A 20,972-nucleotide genomic window follows, 5' to 3' on the forward strand; every position below is an offset into this window, starting at 1 on the left:
CGTCCGGGGTGGGCCCGGCGGCGGATACGGTGGCGGTCACCGTCCGCCGCCGGCGGGCACGGGCACTCCCCAGAAGCTGAGCAGGAGCCGGTGGAACTCGTCGGCCCGCTCGACCTGCGGCAGGTGCCCACAGTCACGGAAGAGGTGGGTGCGGGCCTTCGGCAGGGCGGCGCGGGCGGCCTCGAGGTGGGTCGCCGGCAGGATGAGGTCACGCTCACCCCAGACCACCAGCGTCGGCACGTCCAGGTCGGCCATCCTGGCGAGCAGCTGCTCCCGCCACTGAGCTCGGAGACCCTGGAACTGGCCGAGGTTGCGGGCGATCTCGATCATCACCCGCCCGGTGTACGGCAGGCGGGCGATGTCCAGGGCGTGCGCGATCCGGTCCGCGGTGGCGAAGGCCGGGTCGTGGAAGAGCGCCAGCTCCGTCCGGCGGGCGGCCGCCCGGCTCGGGAGCAGCAACAGCCGGCCGAGTGGGCGTACCGTGAGCAACCGCAGCGCGAGGGTCACCTCCCGGCCGAAGCCGGCGCTGCCGGCCAGCGCGAGGCTCGCGACCCGGTGTCGTTCGGTGACGGCGAGCTGCATGGCGATCGCGCCGCCGAGGGAGCTGCCGACGACGTGCGCCGGACGGTCCACGCCCACCGCGTCGAGGTACCGGCCGACGAAGCGGGCCAGCGACGGCAGGTTGCACGGGTCGACCATCGGTAGTGATCCGCCGTGGCCGGGAAGGTCGACGCTGTGCACCCGGAACCGCTCGGCGAGCAGCTCGTGCTGCTCGGCGAAGTCGCGCATGCTGCGGCCGATGCCGTGCAGCAGCACCACCGGCTCGCCGGCACCGTCGATGCGGTGCCGTACCCGCCGGCCGGCGACGGTGACGTGCCGCGGCCGCTCTGCCGAGGTCATGTCGCCTCCCTCACGTTCTCGCCCGCAGACTGCTCAGCACGGCGCTGGGCGGGCACACCAGACGCCGGTGACGTGGGGGACGGTGACGCGCTCGGCCGAGCCGACGCGCCGCCGCGGTTGACGCCGAGGGCGAGGATCCGGCCGTACGAGGCGGGCGCGACCCGCGACAGCAGGTCGGGCAGCTTCGCGGACCAGCCGATCAGGAGCCGGCCGCGACGGCGGGCCACGGCGCGCAGGATCACCTCGGCGGCGGTCGCCGGCGGGATGGTGAGCAGCTTCTCGAACCGGCGCCGGCCCTGTTCGTACTCCTGGATGTCGACGCCGCTGCCGACGCGGGCGTTGGCGGCGATGCGGGTGTTGATCCCGCCGGGGTGTACGCAGGTGACGCCGATCCCGTCGTCGGCGAGTTCGTGGCGCAGCGCCTCGGTGAACCCGCGGACGGCGAACTTGCTCGCCGAGTACGCGGCCTGCCCGGCGGGGGCGATCAGGCCGAAGAGGCTGGAGACGTTCACCAGGTGCGCGCCGGGTTCGGCCTTGAGCGCGGGCAGCAGCTGGTGGGTCAGCTGCACCACCGCCCGGAAGTTGATGTCGACGACCCAGCTGAACTCCTCGAGAGTCGCCTGGTCGAACCGGCCGCCGAGGGCGACCCCGGCGTTGTTGATCAGCAGCCGGATCCGGGGGTGCCGTTGCCGGATCTCGGCGGCGGTCCGAGCGGTGGCCGCCGCGTCGGCCAGGTCGACCACGTGGATGTCGATCGGCAGGTCGGGGTGGGCGGTGCGGAGGGCGGCGACCACGCCGTCGAGGCGTTCGGCGTCCCGGTCCAGCAGGACGAGGTGGCTGCCGCGCCGGGCCAGCCCGTGGGCCAGCGCCGCACCGATACCGCTCGCCGCGCCGGTGAGCACGGCCGTGCCCGCGGTGAAGTCGAAGCTACGCACGCGTCGCGCTCCTCTCCGGACTGCCCGCGCGGGAGAACCGCACGCCCTCGTCGGCGAGCCGGCCGTGCCGCAGCAGCAGCACGTCGCGGGGATAGTTCTGGTGCAGCCGCCAGGGCGCGGATCGGCCCTGCTTGGGCAACGCGTCCAGGCTACGCAGCACGTACCCGGAGCGCAGGTCGATCAGCGGCACCCGGTCGTCGTCCGGCGGTGGTTGCGGAGTGACGATCTGCTGGCCGGTGCGGTCCAGGTGCCTCAGCAGGCGGCAGACGTAGGTGGCCACCAGGTCGGCCTTCAGCGTCCAGGAGGCGTTGGTGTAGCCGATCGTCATGGCGAGGTTCGGCACCCCGGAGAGCATCATGCCCTTGTAGGCGACGGTTCGCGCGAGGTCGACCTCCATGCCGTCCACCCGCACCGTCATGCCGCCGAGGGCCAGGAGGTTGAGCCCGGTGGCCGTGACCACGACGTCGGCGGGCAGCTCCTCCCCGGAGGCCAACCGGATCCCGTGTTCGGTGAACGTGTCGATGGTGCCGGTGACCACCGAGGCCCGGCCGGCCCGTACGGCGGCGAAGAAGTCGCCGTCGGGCACGATGCACAGCCGCTGATCCCACGGGTCGTAGCGGGGTGAGAAGTGCCGCTCGACGTCGTAGCCGGCCGGCAGGTGACTCCGCGCGGATCGCCGCAACACCCGCTTCATCAGGCCGGGGGCCCGTCGGCTGAGCTGGAAGTTGACGGTGGCGAGCAGGACGTTCTTCCAGCGGACCATCGGGTGGACGGCCTTCGCCGGCAACCACCGCCGCAGCGCGTCGGCGAGCGCGTCACGCGAGGGCAACGCGAGGATGTACGTCGGTGAGCGCTGGAGCATGGTCACGTGCTCGGCCCGGTCGGCCATCGCCGGTACGAGGGTGACCGCGGTGGCGCCGCTGCCGATCACGACGACCCGTCGGCCGGCGTGGTCGAGGTCGGCCGGCCACTGTTGCGGATGCACGAGCCGCCCGGTGTACCGCTCGACGCCCGGCAGGTCCGGGGTGTAGCCGGCGTCGTAGCGGTAGTAGCCGGCGCAGACGTGCAGGAACCCGCAGGTCAACTCGACGGTCTCACCGGTGTCGTCGCGGTGGGCCCGTACCGTCCAGCGCGCGGTGACGCTGTCCCACTCGGCGCTGACCACCCGGTGCCGGAAACGGATGTGCCGCTCGACGTCGTACTCGCGGGCGGTGTCGCGGACGTACTCGCGGATGGAGTCGCCGTCGGCGATCGACTTCGGGTTCGTCCAGGGTTTGAAGGAGTAGCCGAGGGTGAACATGTCCGAGTCGGACCGGACGCCCGGATACCGGAACAGGTCCCAGGTGCCGCCGATGGCGTCACGGGACTCCAGCAACGCGTACGTCTTGTCCGGACAGTTGCGGCGCAGTTGACAGGCGGCGCCGACGCCGGACAGCCCGGCGCCGACGATGAGCACGTCGACGTGATCGCGGGCCAAGGCAGCTCCCCGGGTGGCGGTGGACCGGTCCCTATCCACCATCGTCGACGCCGGTCAACACTCTGTCAACAATCTCGACACCCTGTCGAAACGCGATAGCATCGACGACCATGACGACCGTCCGCGCCGCCGCCGGGAACGCCACCACGCGCGGCCGACGGGCCGGCCGGCGCTCCGGCGACCAGCGTGAGCTGGCGATACTGGCCACCGCGGAGCGGCTGATGACCGAGCGGCCGTTCGCCGAGATCTCCATCGACGACCTGGCCCGCGGAGCCGGCATCTCCCGCCCCGCCTTCTACTTCTACTTCCCGTCCAAGGACGCGGTGCTGCTGACCCTGCTGGACCGGGTCACCGCCGAGGCCGACGCGGCCGCCGGCGACGCGTTCGACCGGATGGCCGACGACCCGCGGTCCCGCTGGGGCGACCTGATCGGCCGGTTCCACGACACGTTCCGCGCGCACAAGGCCGTGGTGCTGGCGTGCGCCCAGGCACGCGGCGCCAACGCCGAGGTACGCGAACTCTGGTCAGCGGTGCTGGAACACTGGGTGCGGTGCACGCAGGCGGCCATCGAGGCCGAGCGGCGGCGCGGTGCGGCCCCGGACGGGTTGCCCGCCCGGGACCTGGCGATCGCGTTGAACTCGATGAACGAGCGGGTCATGTACGCCACCTTCGCCAGCGACGGGCCCGCCGTGGCGGCGCCCGACGTGGTGGACGTACTGCTCGACGTGTGGCTGGCCGCGATCTACCGCAGCACCACTCCCCCGTCCGTTTGAGGAGGGACCGACCGCCGGGCGTCGGTGAGTTCGGCGGCAAGGCGGGTGAGCAGCCGGTCGAAGTCCGCCTCGGACAGCACCGGTCCGACCTCCTTGCGCCACCCCATCTCCCGGGACCGGCGCTGGACCGGTGTCTCGAACGCGCCGTCGACGGTCAGCACCCAGCAGGCATCACGGATCGTCGGCTCTCCGAGAAACAGCGCGGGCCGCGCCGCGAACCCAGTCACTGCCGACCAGGGCAGGGTCCGGGTGCGAAAGACGTGTCGCAGCCGGACCCCACTCGGGCAGACGTATACCCCGGCCAGATGCAGCCGGGCCGCGAACGTCAGCCAGACGCCCATGAGAGCCATCGCGCCCACGATGCCCAGCGCGGTGACCATTTCGACCCCGTCGGCCAGCGCCGCCACGCCGGTCACCAGAAGCACCACCGCGAACGCGGTCCCGACCAGCAGAAACAGAATGCTGACCACCTGCCGCCCTCGCCACGGGTCCACCCGGATCCATCTCCGCATGGCCGACAGGCTAGTCGAGCGACGCACGGGTGAAATCCATGATCCAGTTGGTCTCCCGGGTGCGCTCGCCGTCGGTGGAGAACGCCTGCTCCCGGCGGGCGGAGGTCGCGGTGATGCCGGACCAGATGAACCGGCAGTGGACCGGACGCCCCTCGTCGAAGTCGCCCCTCAGACGCCCAGCGGCCCCTCGGCGCGCGTGTCCGCCAGGTACGCCTCGACGTCCGGCGGCTCCGGTCAGTGGAATGCGGGCCAGCCGACTCCTCTCCGTCCTGCTGCTCCTGCAGGCGCACGGCCGGATGACCGCCACGCAGCTCGCCGAGCGGCTGGAGGTCTCCACCCGGACCATCTACCGGGACGTGGAGTCGCTGCACGCCGCCGGCATCCCGCTCTACGGCGAGGCCGGGCACGCCGGCGGCTACCAGCTGGTCGACGGCTGGCGGACCCGGTTGACCGGGCTGACCGCCGAGGAGGCGGACCGGCTCTTCCTGACCGGGCTGCCCGGACCGGCCGACGAGCTGGGCGACGGCGCGGTGGTGGCCGCGCTCCGACGCAAGCTGCACGCCGCGTTGCCGCCCCAGCTGCGTGAGCGCGCCGCCCTGCTCCAGCAGCGGTTCCACCTCGACACTCCCAACTGGTACGCCGACGGTGACCCGTCACCACACCTGGCGTCCACTGCGGACGCGGTCTGGCGGCAGCGGCGCGTCGAGGTTCGCTACCGCAGCTGGACCGGCGAGGTGACCCGGGTACTCGAACCGTACGGGCTGGTGCTCAAGGGCGGCCGCTGGTATGTGGTCGCCGCTCGGCCGGGGCGGGTCGAACCGGCCACCTACCGGGTCAACCAGATCCTCGCGCTCACCCCGCTCGACGAGGGGTTCGACCGGCCGGCCGACTTCGACCTGCCGGCCTGGTGGCGCGCGCACGTACGGGAGTTCCGGGCCCGCCTGCACCAGGACCAGGCGACCGTGCGGCTCTCTCCCGGCGGCCGGGACCGGCTGCGGGAGATCGCCAACGACGTCGTGGTCGCGGCGGTGGACGCCAGCGCCGGGCCACCGGACGCGAACGGCTGGACGACCGCCGTACTGCCGATCGAGTCACTCACCCACGCGCACGGTGAGCTGCTGCGCCTCGGCGCCGACGTCGAGGTGCTCGCGCCGGCGCAGCTACGCGACCGGTTGGCCGCGACAGCCGCGGAGCTGGCCCGGCTGTACCACGAACGCTGACCGCTGATCCACCGTGGAGCGTGGCGCGGGGCATCGATCGCCGGCACGATGTGCCACCCTGGAACGGGGACGACGAAGTCACCGGAGGTGAGAGTCACGCTACGGCTACGCGCGCTGGTCCCCGTGCCCGGCACCGGGCCGGTGACCCTCGAGGTGCCGGCGGGCCGAGTGGCCGCACTGGTCGCGCCGCCCCGCGTCGGCACCGCGGTCGCCCGGGTCCTCGCCGGGCTGGCCCCGCCGGTGGACGGGCGGATCCTGGTCGGCGAGCGGGACGTCACCGAGCTGCCGCCCTCGCGCCGGCAGATCGGCTACGTGCCGGCCGGCGGGGCGCTGCTGCCGCAGCTGACCGTCCGCCGGAACATCGAGTACGGCCAACGCAAGCGGGAGCGGGTGCGCGAGATGGCCGACGACTGGACGGCCACCGTGGTCGAGCGGCTGGAGTTGGCACCCACGCTCGCCCTGCTGCCGCACGTGCTCACCGACGCCCAGCGGTTCCGCGTGGCCCTGGCCCGGGCCGCCGCCTGCCTGCCCGAGGTGCTGGTGGTCGACCTGCCGGGCGGGATGGCCGATGGCGGTCGGCTCGACGACCTGACGCCCCGGCTCTCCCCGGCGGACGCACCGGGGGTGGCCGTGCTCGTCTGCACGGCCGACCCGGCCACCTTGGCGCAGATCCCGGTCCGGGTGGAACTCCCCGCCGAGGCGGTGCGACAGTGACGGCGCCGGGGCGGGTGAGCCGTCGTACGCTGCTGGCGGCCGCCGCGGCCGGCACCGCGACGATCGCGGCCGGTTGCTCCGACGGCGGGCGGGCCGTGCAGGTGGCGGTGGTCTGGAGCGGTGGGGAGCTCGTGCCGTTCCGCGCCGTGGTGGCCGGCTACGGCGCTCCGGTGCACGTGGTCAGCGCCGGCAACGACATCGACGCGTTCCTGCGGGCGCGGCAGCTCGCCGGGACCAGTCCCGACGTGGCGATCCTGCCCCGCCCGGGCCTGGTCATCGAGTACGCCCGGCGGGGCTGGCTCAGCCCGCTGAACCCGGCCCCCGGCCACGGTGTTCCGGGCAGCCTCGCCGGGCTGCTCCGCGGCGACGACGGGCAACGTTACGGGGTCTGGGTGAAAGCGGCCCACAAGTCGCTGTTCTGGCACCTGCCGTCGATGCTCCCGCAGCCGCCGGCCACCTGGGACGAGCTGGTGCTGCTCACCCGCCGCCTCGCCGCGCGGGCCCGCCGCGACGGGGGCCCGGCCCCACTGGCGATCGGCGCCGCCGACGGCTGGGTGCTCACCGACTGGTTCGAGAACGTGCTGGCCGACGTGGCACCGGACGGATACGACGCCCTCGCGGAGCCCACCGCCGACTGGCAGGGCCGGCCGGTGCGCGAGGCCCTCGACCGGCTCGCCGAGATCTGGAGCATCGACGGCGCCTTCCCCGGCGGTGGTCGCCGGGCCCTGCTCACCCAGTACGAGGAATCGGTGATCCAGGTGGTGCACACCCGCCGGGCGGTGACCGTCTTCGAGGGCGACTTCGCCGACGGTGTGGCCCGTCGCTTCCGGCAGGGGCCGGAGGAGCCGGCGACGTTCCGGTTCCCCGGCGTCCGGCCCGGCGACGGTCCGCTCATCGTCGGCGGCGACGCTGCCGTCGCCTTCGCCGGGTCCCGCTCCGGTGTCGACCTGGTCCGCTGGCTCACCGACGCCGCCTCGTTCCGGCCCTGGCTGCGCGCGGGTGGCTACCTGTCGCCGGACGTCACAGTCGAGCCCGGCAGTTACGCCGACCCGCTCCGCCAGCGACTGGCCAGGGAGATGCGTACCGCCGGCACCGTGCGCTTCGACCTCTCCGACCGCCTGCCCGGCCCGTTCACCGGCTCGGACGGGGTCGGCATCTGGCCGATCATGCAGGACTTCTTCGCCGACGTGACCGACGGCGTACCGGCCGCCGAGGCGATCCGCCGCACCACGAAGCAGCTCGCCGCGGCGGCTCGCGACGCCGGTGGTGGCCGATGAGCAGACTGCCGGTGCTCGGTGAACCGGTCGTGCTCGACGACGTGGGGCCGCCCCGGCGGGGTCGGGCGTACCCGGCGGTCGGCGCGTCCACCGCCCTGCTGCTGCCCGCCGCGCTGCTCCTCGGTGCCCTGGTGCTCTGGCCGGTGCTGCGGACCCTGCACGCCAGCGTGACCAGCGGCGGCCACTGGGTCGGCGCCGCGCACTTCCGGGCCGCGCTGGCCGCACCCGGCACCGGCGCGGTGGTCGGCCGTACGGTGCTGTGGGCGCTGCTCGTGCCCGCCGTGGTGACCGGGCTCGGCTACCTGCTCGCCGTCGCCTCCCGCCGCTCGCAGGAGGGCAAGCTCGTCCGGCTGATCCTCGTGGTGCCGACCGCGCTGCCGCTGGTCGTCACCGGCGTGACGTTCCGCCTGATGTACGACCCGAACCCGTCCCGGGGACTGGCCACCCTCGTCGCCGCCCGGTTGACCGGGCGCACCGGCGAGGACGTGCCGCAGATGCTCGGTCCGGGCCTGGTCACCGTGGCGTTGATGTCGGCGTTCGTCTGGGCGTGGGTGGGGTTGGCGGTGCTGGTGTTCCGGGCCGCCCTGGACCGGCTGCCGTCGAGCCTCGCCGACGCGGTACGCGCCTACGGCGGCACCCGCCGGCACGTGCTCTGGGACGCGCAGTGGCGTCCACTGCTGCTGCGTACGGTGGCGGTGGTGTTCGCCCTGGTGGCGCTCGGCACCAGCCGTACGTTCGACCTGATCCTGGTGATGGCGCCCGGCTCGGTGCGCGACGAGGCGGCGGTGCTGGCCCTGCGGGTGTGGCAGACCTCCGGCGGCACCACCACCGGCGAGGGCGCGGCGCTCGGCGTGATCTGGCTGGTGGCGGTCGCCGCCGGCATGCTGGTGGCGGCGCTGTTCGTCCGGCAGGCGTGGCCACCGCCGCGGGACGCCGAGCCGGACCCGGTGGCCGCCCCGCCACCGCGACCGTTCCGGCTGCTCGCCGCCGGTGCCGCCATGGCCTGGCTGGTACCGCTGGCCGTTCTGGTGGCGACCTCGCTGCACGGGCCGGTGGACGCCGCGGCACGGGGGTGGTGGTCGGCGCGGCCCAGCCTCGCCTCCTACCACGAGGTGCTCACCAGTTCCGAGCTGTGGCGATCGCTGGCGTTCACGCTGCTGCTGGCCGCCGGCGTCACCGCCGCGGTGCTGGTCGTCGCGTTGCTCGCCGCGTACCCGCTGGCCGGGCTGACCGGACCGGCCGCGCAGGCGACCGGACTGCTGCTGATGATCGCTGTCGTCGTGCCGGTGCAGGTGATCGCCGGACCGGTCAACGAGGTGCTCGGGGTGGCGCTCTCCTCCGGCACCGCTCGGGGTCTGGTCCTGGTGCACGTGGCGCTGGGTGTGCCGTTCGCGGTGCTGGTGCTGCGCAACGCGTTCGCGGACCTGCCGACCGATCGGCTGCGCGCCGCCCGGCTGGGTGGCCGGCACTGGTGGGGCACGTTGCGCCGGCTGGCCCGGCACTGCCGTCCGGCGATCGTCGCGGTGTCGGTGCTGGAGTTCGTGCAGGTGTGGAACGACCTGGTGGTCGGGCTGTTGTTCAGCGGGCCGGACTCGGCGCCGCTCGGGCTGTTCCTGGCCGGGCAGACCCGCGGCTTCGTGGCCAACAGCGGGGCGCTGGCGGCCGGCTCGGTGATCGCCTCGATGTTGCCGGCACTGCTGGTCGTGCTGGCCCGGCGGCATCTCGTCGCGGGTCTCGTCTCCGGCGGTGTCCGGTGACCGCCCCGAACGGCCGCGAGGGCGGTGGACGGCCACCCCGCTGGCCGTTCCTCGTGGCGGTCACCACCGTTGTCGGCGGCGTGCTCGTCAACCTGGCCAGCAACCTGCTCTCCGAGCTGGCCGCCACCATCCTCGGGCCGGCGAGCCTCGCGCTGGTGATCAGCGGCGCACTCGGCTGGGTGGTGTTCGACGTACGTCGCCGGCGGGCCGGGCGGCCGGACGGAACCGGGTTCGCGAACGGCGTGGCCACGCCGAGCGGCGCGCCGACCCTCCCGCCGGACCGGATGAGCGGCTGGCCGTCGCCGGGACGGATGCCCGGCTGGGACGCGGCGGTGAACGACGTCGCGGACCTGCTCGGCCGCGAGCAGGCGGTCGCCGTACGGGGACGGCGGGCGGTCGGCACGTCGGCGTGCGCGATCCAGGCCGCCAACCGGTGCCGCGACGACTTCCCGGACGGGCAGTACTACCTCGACCTGCGCCCGGGGGGTCGGCCCCGGTCGGCTCGGCAGGTGCTGACCGCACTGGCCCGCATCCTGGGCACGCCCCTGCCCGCCTCCGCCCGCCCACAAGCGCTCGCCGAGGCGGCCGACGCGCTGCGCCGGCACCTCGACGGCCGGCGGATCCTGGTGGTGCTCGACAACGTGGACCGCCCCGAGCAGGTGCGTCCACTGCTGCCGCCGACCACTCGCACCTGCCGGCTGCTGCTCGCCGGCGGTCCCGCGCTGATCGGCCTGCGGGGCGTCGCGGAGCGCTGGATCAACGAGCCCGACACCGACGACGCGGTCGAGATCTTCGCGGCGGCAGGGAAGGCAGCGCCCGCCGCCCGCACCCGCCGGGCCGACCCGCGCACCGACCCGCTGGTGCGGGACATCGTGGAGATCTGCGGACGACAGCCGCGGGCGGTACGCACCCTGGGTTACCGCACGGCGCAGCACAGCTGGCGGCACGCGGACGTGCTGGATGCGCTGCAACGGGCGGTACGGACACCGCCGCACCAGCGGACCGGTCTCGCCCCGGCGGCCCGGCTGCTCACCGAGGCCGACACCGCGTACCGGGCGTTGTCCGCCGAGGCGCGCCGGCTGTACCGGCTGATGTCGCTCAGCCCCGCCCCGGTGGATCGGGCGACGATCGCGGCGCTGGCCGCCCGGCGTCCCGAGCAGGTGTCCGCGCTCCTCGACGAGCTGACCGCCACGGCGTTCGTGCGGGGCCGGGACGGCGACCGCTACGAGATCCGTCCGCCACTGGCCGGGTACGCCCGGCTGCACCTGCGTGCTGTCGACCCGGTCCGCCGGCGCGTCGCCGCGCAGGCCCGGCTCACCCGGCACCTGGCGAAGCACGCCGAGCGGCACGCGGCCAGCCTCGCCGCGCTCGGGTCACCGCCGGACCGGGAATGGACGCTGCCACTGGACGACGACCCGTACGGCTGGTTCGACCTGCACCAGGAGTTGCTGCTGGCGGTGGTGCGGGTGCCGGCCGGCGCGGCCGAGACGCTACCCCGCCGGGTACGCCGCTGGTGGTTCCGGCTGTCCGTGGCGCTCTGCGGCTGGCTGGCCCACGCCGAGCGGCTGGACGAGTGGGAGCAGGTGTGCCGCACCGTGCTCGCCACCCCCACCGCCGAGGACCGGCCCGAGGTCGCCGGTTGGGCGCACAACGAACTGGGTGCGCTCTACCGGCGCCGGCACGAGCCGCACCGGGCGGCCACCGTACTGAACCTGGCGGTCGTCGAACGCGGCCGCCGGGCCACCGCACAGGCCCGGATGAACCTCGGCCTCGCCCTGCTCGACCTCGGACAGCTCGACGACGCCGTGGACCACCTGACCTGGTCGCGGCGGCATCGCTCCGGCGCTGATCGCGCCGGGCTCGCGTTGACCGACCTGGCGCTGGGTGCGGCCCGGTTGGCCCGGGGCGAACTGGACGACGCCCACCGCCACCTGGTCCGGGCGGCGAACACGTTCAACGCGCTCGGCGACGCTCGCGGCTACGCGGCCGCGCTGACCAACCTGGTGCTGGTGCACACCGGCCTCGGGGAGCATCTGGACGCGGCGCAGGCGTGGCGGGCGGCGCTGCGCGAGTACGACTCGGTCAACGACCCGACCGGGCGGGCCGCCGTGCTGCTCAACGCCGGTGCCGCCCTGCTCGCGGCCGGTCCGGGGCAGGCCCGTCAGGCGTACGACTGGCTGGCCGAGAGCCGTCGGCTGCGTGAGGCCGGCCGGCCGACCGCCGGGCTGGGCCGCACCCTGCTCTACCTGGGTGACGCGGCGGCGGCCCTGGACGACGCCGACGAGGCCCGCCGGCACTGGGTCGACGCCGCGGGGATCTGCGAGGCGGTCGGCGACGGCGCCGGCCAGTCCGCGGCCGACGCCCGCCTGAACGCCGCCGTCCACGAGGTGTGACCGCCTCGACCCGCCCGGGCATCGATCGGTCCCGACCCGGCTAGGATCGGACGATTCGCCAGGTCAGCGTGGCGGGACCGGCGGCACCGGCGGTGTGACGGGGGATGAGATGGGCGACGCACGGCAGCAGCACTTCGGCGGCCTGGCCGCCGACAGCCAGGGGACGGACGACGACCGCCCGCCGATGGTCCTGCTGCACGGCCTGACGTACGACCGGAGTCAGTGGGCACCGACCCTGCGCGAACTGGACAGCCTCGACCCGGGCCGGCGGGCGCTGGCACTCGACCTGCCCGGCCACGGCGGGTCACCGGCGGGCGACTCGTACCACACGGGTGACGTCGCGGACGTCCTGCACCGGGCGGTGACGGACGCCGGGTTCGACCGTCCGGTGGTGGTCGGCCACTCGCTCGGCGGCGCGTTGGCGACCGTCTACGCGTCCCGCTACCCGACCCGCGGGGTGGTGAACGTGGATCAGCCGCTGCTGCTGGGCCCGTTCGGTGAGCTGCTGCGCCGCAACGAGCCGGTGCTGCGCAGCCCCGACTACCTGCAGCTCTGGAACTCGCTGCTGGCCGGAATGGGCATCGACCAGCTGCCACCGGCCGCGCAGGAGGCGGTCCGTACGGCCACCACCCCGCGGCAGGACCTGCTCCTCGGGTACTGGAACGAGATCCTGGTGACCGCCGACGAGGCGTTCACCGAGCAGCGGGTGCGGGACCTGGAGCGGATCCGGTCGCTCGGCATCCCGTACCACTACGTGGCGGGCAGCGAGCCGCCGCCGCCGTACCGGCGCTGGTTGGAGTCGATGCTGCCCGACGTGACCATCGACGTCCTGCCCGGCGGCGGCCACTTCCCGCACCTGGCCGAGCCGGCCGCGCTCGCCCGGATCATCGCCGGGGTCGGCACCGGCCGTCCGGCCGACCGCTGACCGCTGACCGCTGACCGCTACGGTCTCCACGACCGGGCGGACGACGACTGCCGCACCCGGGTGACGGGGTCACCCGGGTGCGACAGCTGCCGCGTCAGCAGGTGGCGTTCAGCCCGGCCCAGTCGGCGCGGTCGTTGTAGCCACCGTCGCCGGCGTCACCGACCACCAGGTCGAGCACCCGGACGCCGGTCAGGTCGACGTCGACCTGGTGCACGGCCTCCCGCGTCACCACACCGCTGTCGTACAGCACCCGGCCGTCACCGACGACCTGGAAGGTGGACGTGCCACCGTCCGGGCCGACGTTGTTGACCGCGTCGTCGATGCCGACGACGGCGGCCAGCCGGCTGCACTGGTCGCCGACGTAGTAGCGGACCGTCGACGGCGAGGCGACCCCGATGCCGGTGGGGTAGACCTGGCCGAGCATCTTGATCGGCGATCCGCCACCGACACTCTGGTCGATGGTCGGGTTCATCCAGCCGCTGGTGGCGCTGATCCACGTGTGGTGCGACAGCACGGTCTCGCCGTCCGGCGGCACCGGCGCGACCACCAGGGTCGACGCCGTGCGCTGCTGCCGGCGGCCGTGGCCGAGCACGTCGTACGAGGTGGTGGCGGTCAGCGTGGCGTCGCCGGGAGCCGCCGAGCCGGGCAGGGTCACGGTGAAGGTGACGGTGGCGCTGCCACCGGGATTCAGCAGCTTCGGCGCTCGGTTGAGCGGCCGGACCTGCCAACCGTCCGGCGTGGTGAGCGCGACCTGCGGGGTGAAGACCGGCAGCACGCCGTCGTTGCGTACCGCGACCTGGACCTTCGCCTCGTCCCCGCCGGCCAGCACCGCAGCGGTGCCCTCGGGAAGCGGGGCGCCGCCGACCTGCGTCACCTGCGGGAGCCCGGCGGTCACGTGCGGGACGCCCGGCAGGCCGTGCGCCGTCGCGACGCGGAACAGCGCCGCGCCGTGGGCGGGAACGGCGGCGCTGATGGTGCCGGCGCTCTCGGTGACCTCGTTGGTCCAGGCGTTCCTGAGCGTGAACCGGTCCCCGCTCAGACCGACGGCGGACGCCTTCGCGGTGAGGGTCTTCGAGGTCTCACCGCGGTTGAGCAGCAGCACCGCCCGGTCGCCGTTGGCGAGGCGCTTCACCCACGTCTCGGTGGTGCCGGCGGGGCCGACGCGGACGGCCTGGACGACCGCCGGGTCCTGGTTGATGGCGAGCGCGTCGGCGTCGGTGAGGATGTCCACGCTGGTCTGGCTGAGCTTCCGGATGTCACTTCCGACGATCAGCGGCGCGGCGGCCATCGCCCAGAGCGACATCTGGGTACGGAACTCCTCGTCGCTCATCCCGAGCTCGGGGGCGAGGTAGTCCGGGTCGTTGAAGTGACCCGGCCCGGCGGCCTCGGGGTGCCGCGCGTTCGCGTCGTAGTTGCGCAGCACGTCCTTGAACTTGATGTCGCCGACGAACCCCACGTCGGTGTACGTACGCCAGGACTGCGCGATCTCCGGCGCGTACGTCCACGAGTAGGTGGACTGCTGCTCCTCCGGGTAGTTGCCCCAGTCCGGCGAGGTCACCGGGTTGCAGAGGTTGAAGATGATCTGCCGGCCGCTGGCGTTGCCGCGCAGCGCCCGCGCGAACTCGGTGAAGGCGGTCTTCGGGTCCAGGTCGGCGGCGATGCCGCAGAGGAAGTCCACCTTGACCGCGTCGAACTCCCAGGCGGCGAACTGGTCGGCGTCACGCTGGTAGTTGCCGCCGCCGCTGCCGAGCCCGCACTTGCCCGGGATGTACGGCCCGGCGTCGGTGTAGATGCCGGCCTTCAGGCCCTTGGCGTGAATGTAGTCGACCAGGGGCTTCAGACCGTTCGGGAAGCGGGTCCGGTCGGCCTGGAGGTCACCGGCGGCCGTACGCGGCTCCGGGTCCTGCCAGCCGCCGTCGAGCCAGACGATGTCGTAGCCGGCCTCGGCCAGGCCGCGGGAGACGAGAGCGTCGGCGACCTCGCGTACGGACTGCTCGGAGAAGTTGCCGCCGAGGCCGAAGTAGGTGTTCCAGCCCGCGTACGGCGTCGGGCTCAACACCTCGGACGCCGACTCGGGGGCGACGCCGGCCGCCGGGGCGGCGTGGGCGGGTGCGGGTACGACCAGCAGGCCGGTCGCGAGGGCCAGCACTGCCGCTAGGCCTTGTCGTTTCACATTGGATTCCTTTGCTGCCGGGGGTGCCGGAACACGGACGCCGGACGTCACGACGAGCCGACGAGCCCGCACAGCCCTTCCCTCCGCCTCTCGGCTGACCGTGTCGGGGCGTGCCCGCACGTCGGCCGGGCTTCGGGGCACGCCCCCGCGATGGGCCGCCGGCCCGTGACGCCCGTGTTTCCACGGATCCTGCATCCGGTTACGAGCGCGTGTCAATATTAATTCGTAAATTACGAGTTGTGAGTGGAGGGTTCGACCGTCCTACCTGCACGTCGACCCCTGCTCCCCGCGCCGGCGCCCCTCCCCCGTGCGAACTCCCCGGTCCGACATCCGGGATCGGCCGGCGCCGCGCTTCACGAGGTACGCGTTCGACGTAGCGCGGCGGCGATCGTGGCGACGCCCCGCTCGATGTCGGTCGTCGTGCTGGCGGCGTACCCGAGCACCAGTCCCGGCGGGTGCGTCCGCTGACAGTGCCAAGAGAGGGGCTGCACCTTCACGCCGCGTTCCAGCGTCGCCGCCGCCAGTTCGGTATCCGCCACCGCCTCGTCCAGCGTGACCATCAGATGCAGACCGGCTGCCGCGCCGTGCACCGTCGCACCGGGCAGGTGCCGCGCGAGCGCGGCGACCATCGCGTCCCGGCGGCGTACGTGCCGGCGGCGCAGCAGCCGCAGCTGCCGCTCCAGGGCACCGGTGGTCATCAGCTCGGCGAGCACCAGTTGCGGCAACATCGAGGTACCGAGGTCGGCGTTGCGCTTGGCGGCCACCACCGCGTCCCGGTGACGCGGCGGGACGATCAGCCAGCCGACCCGCAACGCGGGGGCGAGCAGCTTGGAGACGCTGCCCGCGTAGCAGACCTGCTCCGGCAGCAGGGCCCGCAACGCCGGCACGGGTGGACGGTCGTAACGGTGCTCGGCGTCGTAGTCGTCCTCGACGATCAACCCGCCGTCGCGGGCCCAGTCGACGAGCTGGCGCCGGCGGCGACCGTCGAGCACCACGCCGGTCGGGAACTGGTGCGCCGGCGTGAGCATCACCGCACGGGCGCCGGTGGCGACCAGTTCGTCGACCCGCAGCCCGGCTGCGTCCACGGTGACCGGTGGGGTGGCCACACCCCAGTTGTTCAGATGCTGCCGTACGCCGAGCGAACCCGGCTCCTCCACCGCGATCCGGTCGATCCCGTCGCCGAGCAGCGCCTGGGCCAGCAGGCCGAGCGCCTGCGAGACGCCCGCGGTGACGATCACGTCGGCCGGGTGGGCGGCGATGCCCCGGTTACGGGCCAGCCAGGCGGCGACGGCGGCACGCAGCGCCGGAGCCCCGCACGGATCGCCGTAGCCGAAGTCGGCCGCGGCGAGCCGCCGCAGCACGGTCCGCTCGGCCCGCAGCCAGTCCGCACGCGGGAAGGCGGCCAGGTCGGGTACGCCCGGGGTCAGATCGATCCGCGCGGGCGCGGTACGTACGGCGTCGAAGATGTCGCTGCCCGGCACGGGCGGGAAGAGTGCGGCCGGCGACGGCGAGGTGACCGAGACGGCGGGCGGTACGGGCGGCGGCGGTGCGGCGACGACCACGGTGCCGGCCCGGCCGCGCCCGGCGATCCGGCCCTCCTCCGCCAAGCGCTGGTACGCCTCGGTGACCACCCCGCGGGAGACGCCGAGGTCCGCGGCGAGCAACCGGGTCGCCGGCAATCGAGCGCCCACGGCGATACGCCCCTCGGCGATCGCGCCACGCAGCCGTTCGGCGAGCCACGCGGCTCGACCGCCGGGCGGCGCCTCGGCGATGTCGAGGTGCAGGAAGTCGGATCCGGCGGTGCGGAGGGCCGGACTCGCCACCAGCGTTACGGACCTCCCGGGCGACTGCGCTTTGGCCCTGCTCATCGGGCCATCCTGTCAGCAGAGTGGGTGGGGCGGCAGGTGCCGCCGTCACCGCATCGGAAGGACCCTCGTGAGCGTCGCGTTCCTGGTCACCACGCTCGTCGTGGTCGTCACCCCGGGCACCGGAGTGATCTACACGCTGTCGGCCGGGCTCTCCCGGGGCGCCCGGGCGGGCCTGGTCGCCGCAGTCGGCTGCACACTGGGCACGGTGCCGCACCTGCTCGCGGCGGTCACGGGACTGGCCACCCTGCTGTCGGCGAGCGCCACGGCGTTCCACGCGGTGCGGTACGCGGGCGTGGCGTACCTGCTCTACGTCGCCTGGTCGACGTTGCGGGATCGCAGCGCGTTCACCCCGGACGCGGACCCGACGCCCCGCTCGGCGCTGCGGGTGATCGTCACCGCGGTGCTGGTGAACCTGCTCAACCCCAAGCCGACGCTGTTCTTCGTCGCGTTCCTGCCGCAGTTCGTCGATCCGGCCGGAGCCGGCGCCACCCGGGGGATGCTCGTGGCCGGCGCAGTGTTCATGCTGCTCACCCTGGTGGTTTTCAGCGGCTACGGGGTGGCCGCCGCCGCGGTGCGGGACCGGGTGCTCGCCCGGCCCCGGGTCACCACCTGGCTGCGCCGTACCGTCGCCGGCACGTTCGTCGCGCTCGGCGTCTCGCTCGTCCTCACCGATCGATAGGAGCCTTCCCGTGCGCTTCCAGCACTCCGCGGCGCTCCGCGCGGCCTTCCCTGACCTCGTGGCCGGCGTCCTGGTCGCCACCGGCGTCACCACGGAACTCGCCGTGGCCCCCCGCGTCGACCAGTTCACCGGCCAGGCACGGGCCCGCCTGGCGACGGGCCCGGAGGCGGGCTTCCCGGAGATCCGGGCGTGGCGGCGGGCGTTCGCGGCGACGGGCCTGAGACCGACGCAGTACCGGTGCGCCGCTGAGGCGCTGCTGCGGCGGCTGCGGCTCGACGGCGAGTTGCCGCGACTGCATCCGCTGGTCGACCTCTGCAACGCGATCTCGGTCGCGTACGCCCTCCCGGTGGCCGTGCTGGACACCGACCGGATCAGCGGAGACCTGACGGTGCGGCACGCCGACGGCGACGAGGAGTACGTGACGTTCGGCGGCGGCGTCGAGCGGCCGGACCCAGGCGAGGTGACGTACGCCGACGAGACGGGACGTGCCCACGCGCGCCGCTGGACCAACCGGCAGAGCGGCTGGTCGGCGGTACGTGCGGAGACATCGCAGGTGCTGATCGTGGCTGAGGGACTGCACGCGACGGCCGCCGAGGACGTGGCCCGGCTGGTCGACACGCTGCGGGCAGAGCTGACCGCGGTCGGGGCGGTGCCGACCGCCCGCGCGGTGCTGACCGGCTCCGCGCCGGCGTTCGAGGTCCCCGAGGAGCCGTCAGAAGGCCCGACGAGCCGGCCGGATTCGAATGCCGGCCGACCCGGCCCGAATCAGGCGGTCTCGCCCGGGGCGAGGTGGCGGTAGCCGGGGACGGTCTCGCCGAACCAGCCGGTGACGCTGGCCAGGCCGCGCTCGTTGATCTGCGCGTCGTGGATGGTGTGCGTGCGGCGCGCGCCGACGGCCCGGGCGAACTCGATCGCCTCGCCCAGCCGCATCCACGACCCCTGCCCAGGGACCAGCAGGGTCCGCACGGGCTCGTCCGGCACGTGCAGCGAGTCGCCCGGGTGGTAGACGTCGCCGTCGACCAGGTAGCCGAGGTTGACACAGTCCGGCTGACCGTCGTGGATCAGGGCGTGCCGGCCACCGACCGCGGTCACCGGGAAGCCGGCGGCGGTGAACCGCTGCCCGGCCCGGACCGGGATCACGGGCAGCGGAACCAGGTCGGGCAGGTGGGCGCCCTCCGGGGCGTACACCGGCACACCGAGGCCGGCCAGGCGGAGCACGTCGACGTGGTCGGTGTGCTCGTGCGTCACGAGGACGGCGTCCGCACCCGCCAGAGCGCGCGGTTCGCTCCAGGTGCCGGGGTCGATGACCAGCACCCCGCCGTCGTCCTCGAGCCGTACGCACGAGTGGGTGTACTTGGTGATCAGCATCCGATGACGCTAACGGATCGATGCGACACCCCGACACGTCACGCTGGTGGACAGGTCGCGCGGTCGACCGGCCGACGGTCAGCGGGTGGCGGATGATCGGGGCATGGGGCAGCGAGGGCACCGGTGCGTGCCGCACACCGCCGACGTCCGGATCGAGGCGTGGGCGCCGACCCGCGAGGAGTGCGTGTCCGAGGCGGTCACCGCGCTGGTCGAGACCTTCACCGACAGCGCCGGGGCACCGCCCGGTCCCACCCGGGAGCACGAGACACCGCCCGGTACCGACGAGGACCTCCTGGTGAACGTCCTCGACGAAGTGATCTTCCGGATGGACACGGCGGACGAGCTGCCGCTGACCACCGAGGTGACCGACGACGGTAGCGGTGGCCTGCGGGTGCGCTGGCGGGTGACGGACACCGAGGCGGTCGAGCTGATCGGCGCGGTACCGAAGGCGGTCTCCCTGCACGAGCTGCGGTTCGGCCCGGACGGCGGCGGCTGGTCCTGCGCGGTGACCCTCGACGTGTGACCGTCGGGTGCGCTCAGCCCTTGACCACGCCGATCGGCACCAGCCGCGCGACCTTCCGGCACAGCCCCGCGCCCTCGGCGGACTCGATCACGGCCGTGATGTCCTTGTACGCCGCCGGCATCTCCTCGGCCAGCCCGCGACGGGAGGCGCCGCGTACGGCGATGTCCTGCGCCTCCAACTGCCGGCGCGGGTCCGATCCCCGCTCGGCCTTGACCGCCTGTTTGCGGCTCTGCACGCGGCCCGCCCCGTGGCAGGTGGAGGCGAACGCCGGTGAGCCGGGAACGCCGGTCAGCACGTACGAGCCGGTGCCCATCGAACCGGGTATCAGCACCGGCTGGCCGACGTCACGCAGGTCGGCGGGGAGATCCTCGTGGCCGGGCGGCAACGCGCGGGTCGCGCCCTTGCGGTGTACGCAGAGGCTGCGCCGGGCACCGTCGACCTCGTGATTCTCGATCTTCGCCAGGTTGTGCGAGATGTCGTAGACGAGGTCCAGGTTCCGCCCGGTCTGCTGGGCGAAGACCTTGCGGGCGGCATCCGTCAGCAACTGCCGGTTGGCGCGGGCGTAGTTGGCCGCGGCCGCCATCGCGCCCAGGTAGGCCTGCCCCTCGTGCGACGAGACCGGTGCGCAGGCCAGCTGCCGATCCGGCACCTGGATGCCGTACCGGGCCATCACCTTCTCCATGCGCCGGACGTAGTCGGTGCAGATCTGGTGACCCAGCCCCCGCGATCCGCAGTGGATCATCACGCAGAGCTGCCCACGACGCAGGCCGAAGGCGGCGGCCACCGGGTCGTCGTACACCTCCTCGACCGCCTGCACCTCCAGGAAGTGGTTGCCGGAGCCGAGGCTGCCGACCTGCCGGGCGCCCCGCTCCACCGCCCGTTCGCTGACCTCGTGCGGGTTCGCGTCGTCGACGGCGCCGTAGTCCTCGCAGCGCGTCAGATCCCGTTCGACGCCGAAGCCGCGCTCGACGGCGTACCGGGAACCGCCGCGCAGCACACCGTCGAGCTCGGAGCGGTCCGTGAGGTGCCAGACCGCCCCCTTCCCCATGCCCCGCGGTGTCGACGCGGACAGCCCGTCCATGAGGGCGTCCAGCCGCGGTCCGAGCTCCGCGCGGTCGAGGTCGGCGGCGAGCAGCCGTACGCCGCAGGAGATGTCGAAACCCACGCCGCCCGGCGACACCACGCCGCCGTGCTCGACGTCGGTGGCGGCCACGCCGCCGATCGGGAACCCGTAGCCCCAGTGCACGTCCGGCATGGCGTACGACGCGTCGACGATGCCGGGCAGGGTCGCCACGTTCGCCACCTGTTCGAGTGACTTGTCCGCACCGGCGTCGGGCAGCAGCGATCGGGTCGCGAAGACCACGCCCGGCACCCGCATCGGGTCGTGCTGGTCGATCCGGAACCGGTACGGCGACTCCTCCACCAACTGCATCCTCCGCGGCTACCCGCGGTCGCCGGCCTTACACGTGGCACCCGCC

At 73.8% G+C, this 20,972-nt stretch carries 18 protein-coding genes; 10 read left to right on the forward strand and 8 right to left on the reverse strand.

Translation table 11 applies throughout. The annotated features are described in order from the left end of the window. Positions 1 to 36: 36 nt before the first annotated feature. Genes AB0F98_RS19745 through AB0F98_RS19755 form a run of 3 tightly spaced genes read right to left on the reverse strand, consistent with a single transcriptional unit; the run spans position 37 to position 3,354 of the window. A complete protein-coding gene (locus tag AB0F98_RS19745) occupies positions 37 to 900 on the reverse strand; it encodes an alpha/beta fold hydrolase (protein ID WP_357737239.1) in 864 nt (287 codons plus the stop codon). Then, positions 897 to 1,835 (reverse strand): SDR family NAD(P)-dependent oxidoreductase, encoded by a 939-nt coding sequence (locus AB0F98_RS19750; RefSeq protein ID WP_357737241.1) that lies wholly within the window; start codon positions 1,833 to 1,835, stop codon positions 897 to 899. Before AB0F98_RS19750 ends, AB0F98_RS19745 begins: the two co-directional genes overlap by 4 nt. Next, complete coding sequence (locus AB0F98_RS19755; protein ID WP_357737243.1) at positions 1,828 to 3,354, reverse strand: NAD(P)/FAD-dependent oxidoreductase; 1,527 nt, start codon at positions 3,352 to 3,354, stop codon at positions 1,828 to 1,830. Before AB0F98_RS19755 ends, AB0F98_RS19750 begins: the two co-directional genes overlap by 8 nt. A gap of 68 nt (positions 3,355 to 3,422) precedes the next feature. Between AB0F98_RS19755 and AB0F98_RS19760 the strand changes: the two genes are divergently transcribed. Continuing rightward, complete coding sequence (locus AB0F98_RS19760; protein WP_357737245.1) at positions 3,423 to 4,085, forward strand: TetR/AcrR family transcriptional regulator; 663 nt, start codon at positions 3,423 to 3,425, stop codon at positions 4,083 to 4,085. Here AB0F98_RS19760 and AB0F98_RS19765 read toward each other — a convergent pair. Then, the gene (locus tag AB0F98_RS19765) at positions 4,055 to 4,597 is read right to left on the reverse strand and encodes a PH domain-containing protein (protein WP_357737247.1); all 543 of its coding nucleotides are present in this window, start codon (positions 4,595 to 4,597) and stop codon (positions 4,055 to 4,057) included. The genes AB0F98_RS19760 and AB0F98_RS19765 overlap by 31 nt on opposite strands. Before the next feature lie 242 nt (positions 4,598 to 4,839). Here AB0F98_RS19765 and AB0F98_RS19770 point away from each other — a divergent pair, with 242 nt between their 5' ends. The 6 genes from AB0F98_RS19770 (at position 4,840) to AB0F98_RS19795 (ending at position 12,883) form a co-directional block, all read left to right on the forward strand. Continuing rightward, a complete protein-coding gene (locus AB0F98_RS19770; RefSeq protein WP_357737249.1) occupies positions 4,840 to 5,817 on the forward strand; it encodes a WYL domain-containing protein in 978 nt (325 codons plus the stop codon). An 87-nt stretch (positions 5,818 to 5,904) separates the two neighbouring features. Next, positions 5,905 to 6,531, forward strand: coding sequence for an ATP-binding cassette domain-containing protein (locus AB0F98_RS19775; RefSeq protein ID WP_357737251.1), 627 nt, complete (start codon positions 5,905 to 5,907; stop codon positions 6,529 to 6,531). Continuing rightward, entirely contained in the window at positions 6,528 to 7,808 is a 1,281-nt protein-coding gene (locus tag AB0F98_RS19780; protein ID WP_357737253.1) for an extracellular solute-binding protein, read from the forward strand. The genes AB0F98_RS19775 and AB0F98_RS19780 overlap by 4 nt, the downstream gene beginning before the upstream one ends. Further along, positions 7,805 to 9,565 (forward strand): ABC transporter permease subunit, encoded by a 1,761-nt coding sequence (locus AB0F98_RS19785; RefSeq protein ID WP_357737255.1) that lies wholly within the window; start codon positions 7,805 to 7,807, stop codon positions 9,563 to 9,565. Before AB0F98_RS19780 ends, AB0F98_RS19785 begins: the two co-directional genes overlap by 4 nt. Further along, positions 9,562 to 11,958, forward strand: coding sequence for a tetratricopeptide repeat protein (locus tag AB0F98_RS19790; RefSeq protein ID WP_357737257.1), 2,397 nt, complete (start codon positions 9,562 to 9,564; stop codon positions 11,956 to 11,958). Before AB0F98_RS19785 ends, AB0F98_RS19790 begins: the two co-directional genes overlap by 4 nt. A gap of 109 nt (positions 11,959 to 12,067) precedes the next feature. After that, positions 12,068 to 12,883 carry an alpha/beta hydrolase gene (locus AB0F98_RS19795; RefSeq protein WP_357737259.1) on the forward strand — a complete coding sequence of 272 codons (816 nt, stop codon included), beginning with the start codon at positions 12,068 to 12,070 and terminating at the stop codon, positions 12,881 to 12,883. A gap of 94 nt (positions 12,884 to 12,977) precedes the next feature. Here the strand turns inward: AB0F98_RS19795 and AB0F98_RS19800 are convergent, their stop codons facing one another. Together AB0F98_RS19800 and AB0F98_RS19805 are read right to left on the reverse strand one after the other, a co-directional pair. Further along, positions 12,978 to 15,056: an NPCBM/NEW2 domain-containing protein gene (locus AB0F98_RS19800; protein WP_357737261.1), complete on the reverse strand. Its 2,079-nt coding sequence runs from the start codon at positions 15,054 to 15,056 to the stop codon at positions 12,978 to 12,980. A gap of 353 nt (positions 15,057 to 15,409) precedes the next feature. Beyond that, a complete protein-coding gene (locus AB0F98_RS19805; RefSeq protein WP_357737263.1) occupies positions 15,410 to 16,924 on the reverse strand; it encodes a PLP-dependent aminotransferase family protein in 1,515 nt (504 codons plus the stop codon). 67 nt (positions 16,925 to 16,991) lie between these two features. On the opposite strand from AB0F98_RS19805, the gene AB0F98_RS19810 reads away from it, so the two are divergent. Then, the gene (locus AB0F98_RS19810; protein ID WP_357737265.1) at positions 16,992 to 17,603 is read left to right on the forward strand and encodes a LysE family translocator; all 612 of its coding nucleotides are present in this window, start codon (positions 16,992 to 16,994) and stop codon (positions 17,601 to 17,603) included. 10 nt (positions 17,604 to 17,613) lie between these two features. After that, positions 17,614 to 18,402, forward strand: coding sequence for a phenylalanine--tRNA ligase beta subunit-related protein (locus AB0F98_RS19815; RefSeq protein WP_357737267.1), 789 nt, complete (start codon positions 17,614 to 17,616; stop codon positions 18,400 to 18,402). On the opposite strand, the gene AB0F98_RS19820 is transcribed toward AB0F98_RS19815, so the two are convergent. Then, on the reverse strand, positions 18,369 to 18,971 hold the full coding sequence (locus AB0F98_RS19820; RefSeq protein ID WP_357737269.1) for an MBL fold metallo-hydrolase: 603 nt from the start codon (positions 18,969 to 18,971) through the stop codon (positions 18,369 to 18,371). The genes AB0F98_RS19815 and AB0F98_RS19820 overlap by 34 nt on opposite strands. A gap of 103 nt (positions 18,972 to 19,074) precedes the next feature. Here AB0F98_RS19820 and AB0F98_RS19825 point away from each other — a divergent pair, with 103 nt between their 5' ends. Further along, positions 19,075 to 19,494, forward strand: coding sequence for an archease (locus tag AB0F98_RS19825; protein ID WP_357737271.1), 420 nt, complete (start codon positions 19,075 to 19,077; stop codon positions 19,492 to 19,494). Between the two features lie 13 nt (positions 19,495 to 19,507). Here AB0F98_RS19825 and AB0F98_RS19830 read toward each other — a convergent pair whose 3' ends face one another. Continuing rightward, positions 19,508 to 20,926 (reverse strand): RtcB family protein, encoded by a 1,419-nt coding sequence (locus AB0F98_RS19830; RefSeq protein ID WP_357737273.1) that lies wholly within the window; start codon positions 20,924 to 20,926, stop codon positions 19,508 to 19,510. Positions 20,927 to 20,972 lie beyond the last annotated feature (46 nt).

Origin of the sequence: Micromonospora sp. NPDC023737, from assembly GCF_040639715.1 — a bacterium.
Lineage (GTDB): Bacteria > Actinomycetota > Actinomycetes > Mycobacteriales > Micromonosporaceae > Micromonospora.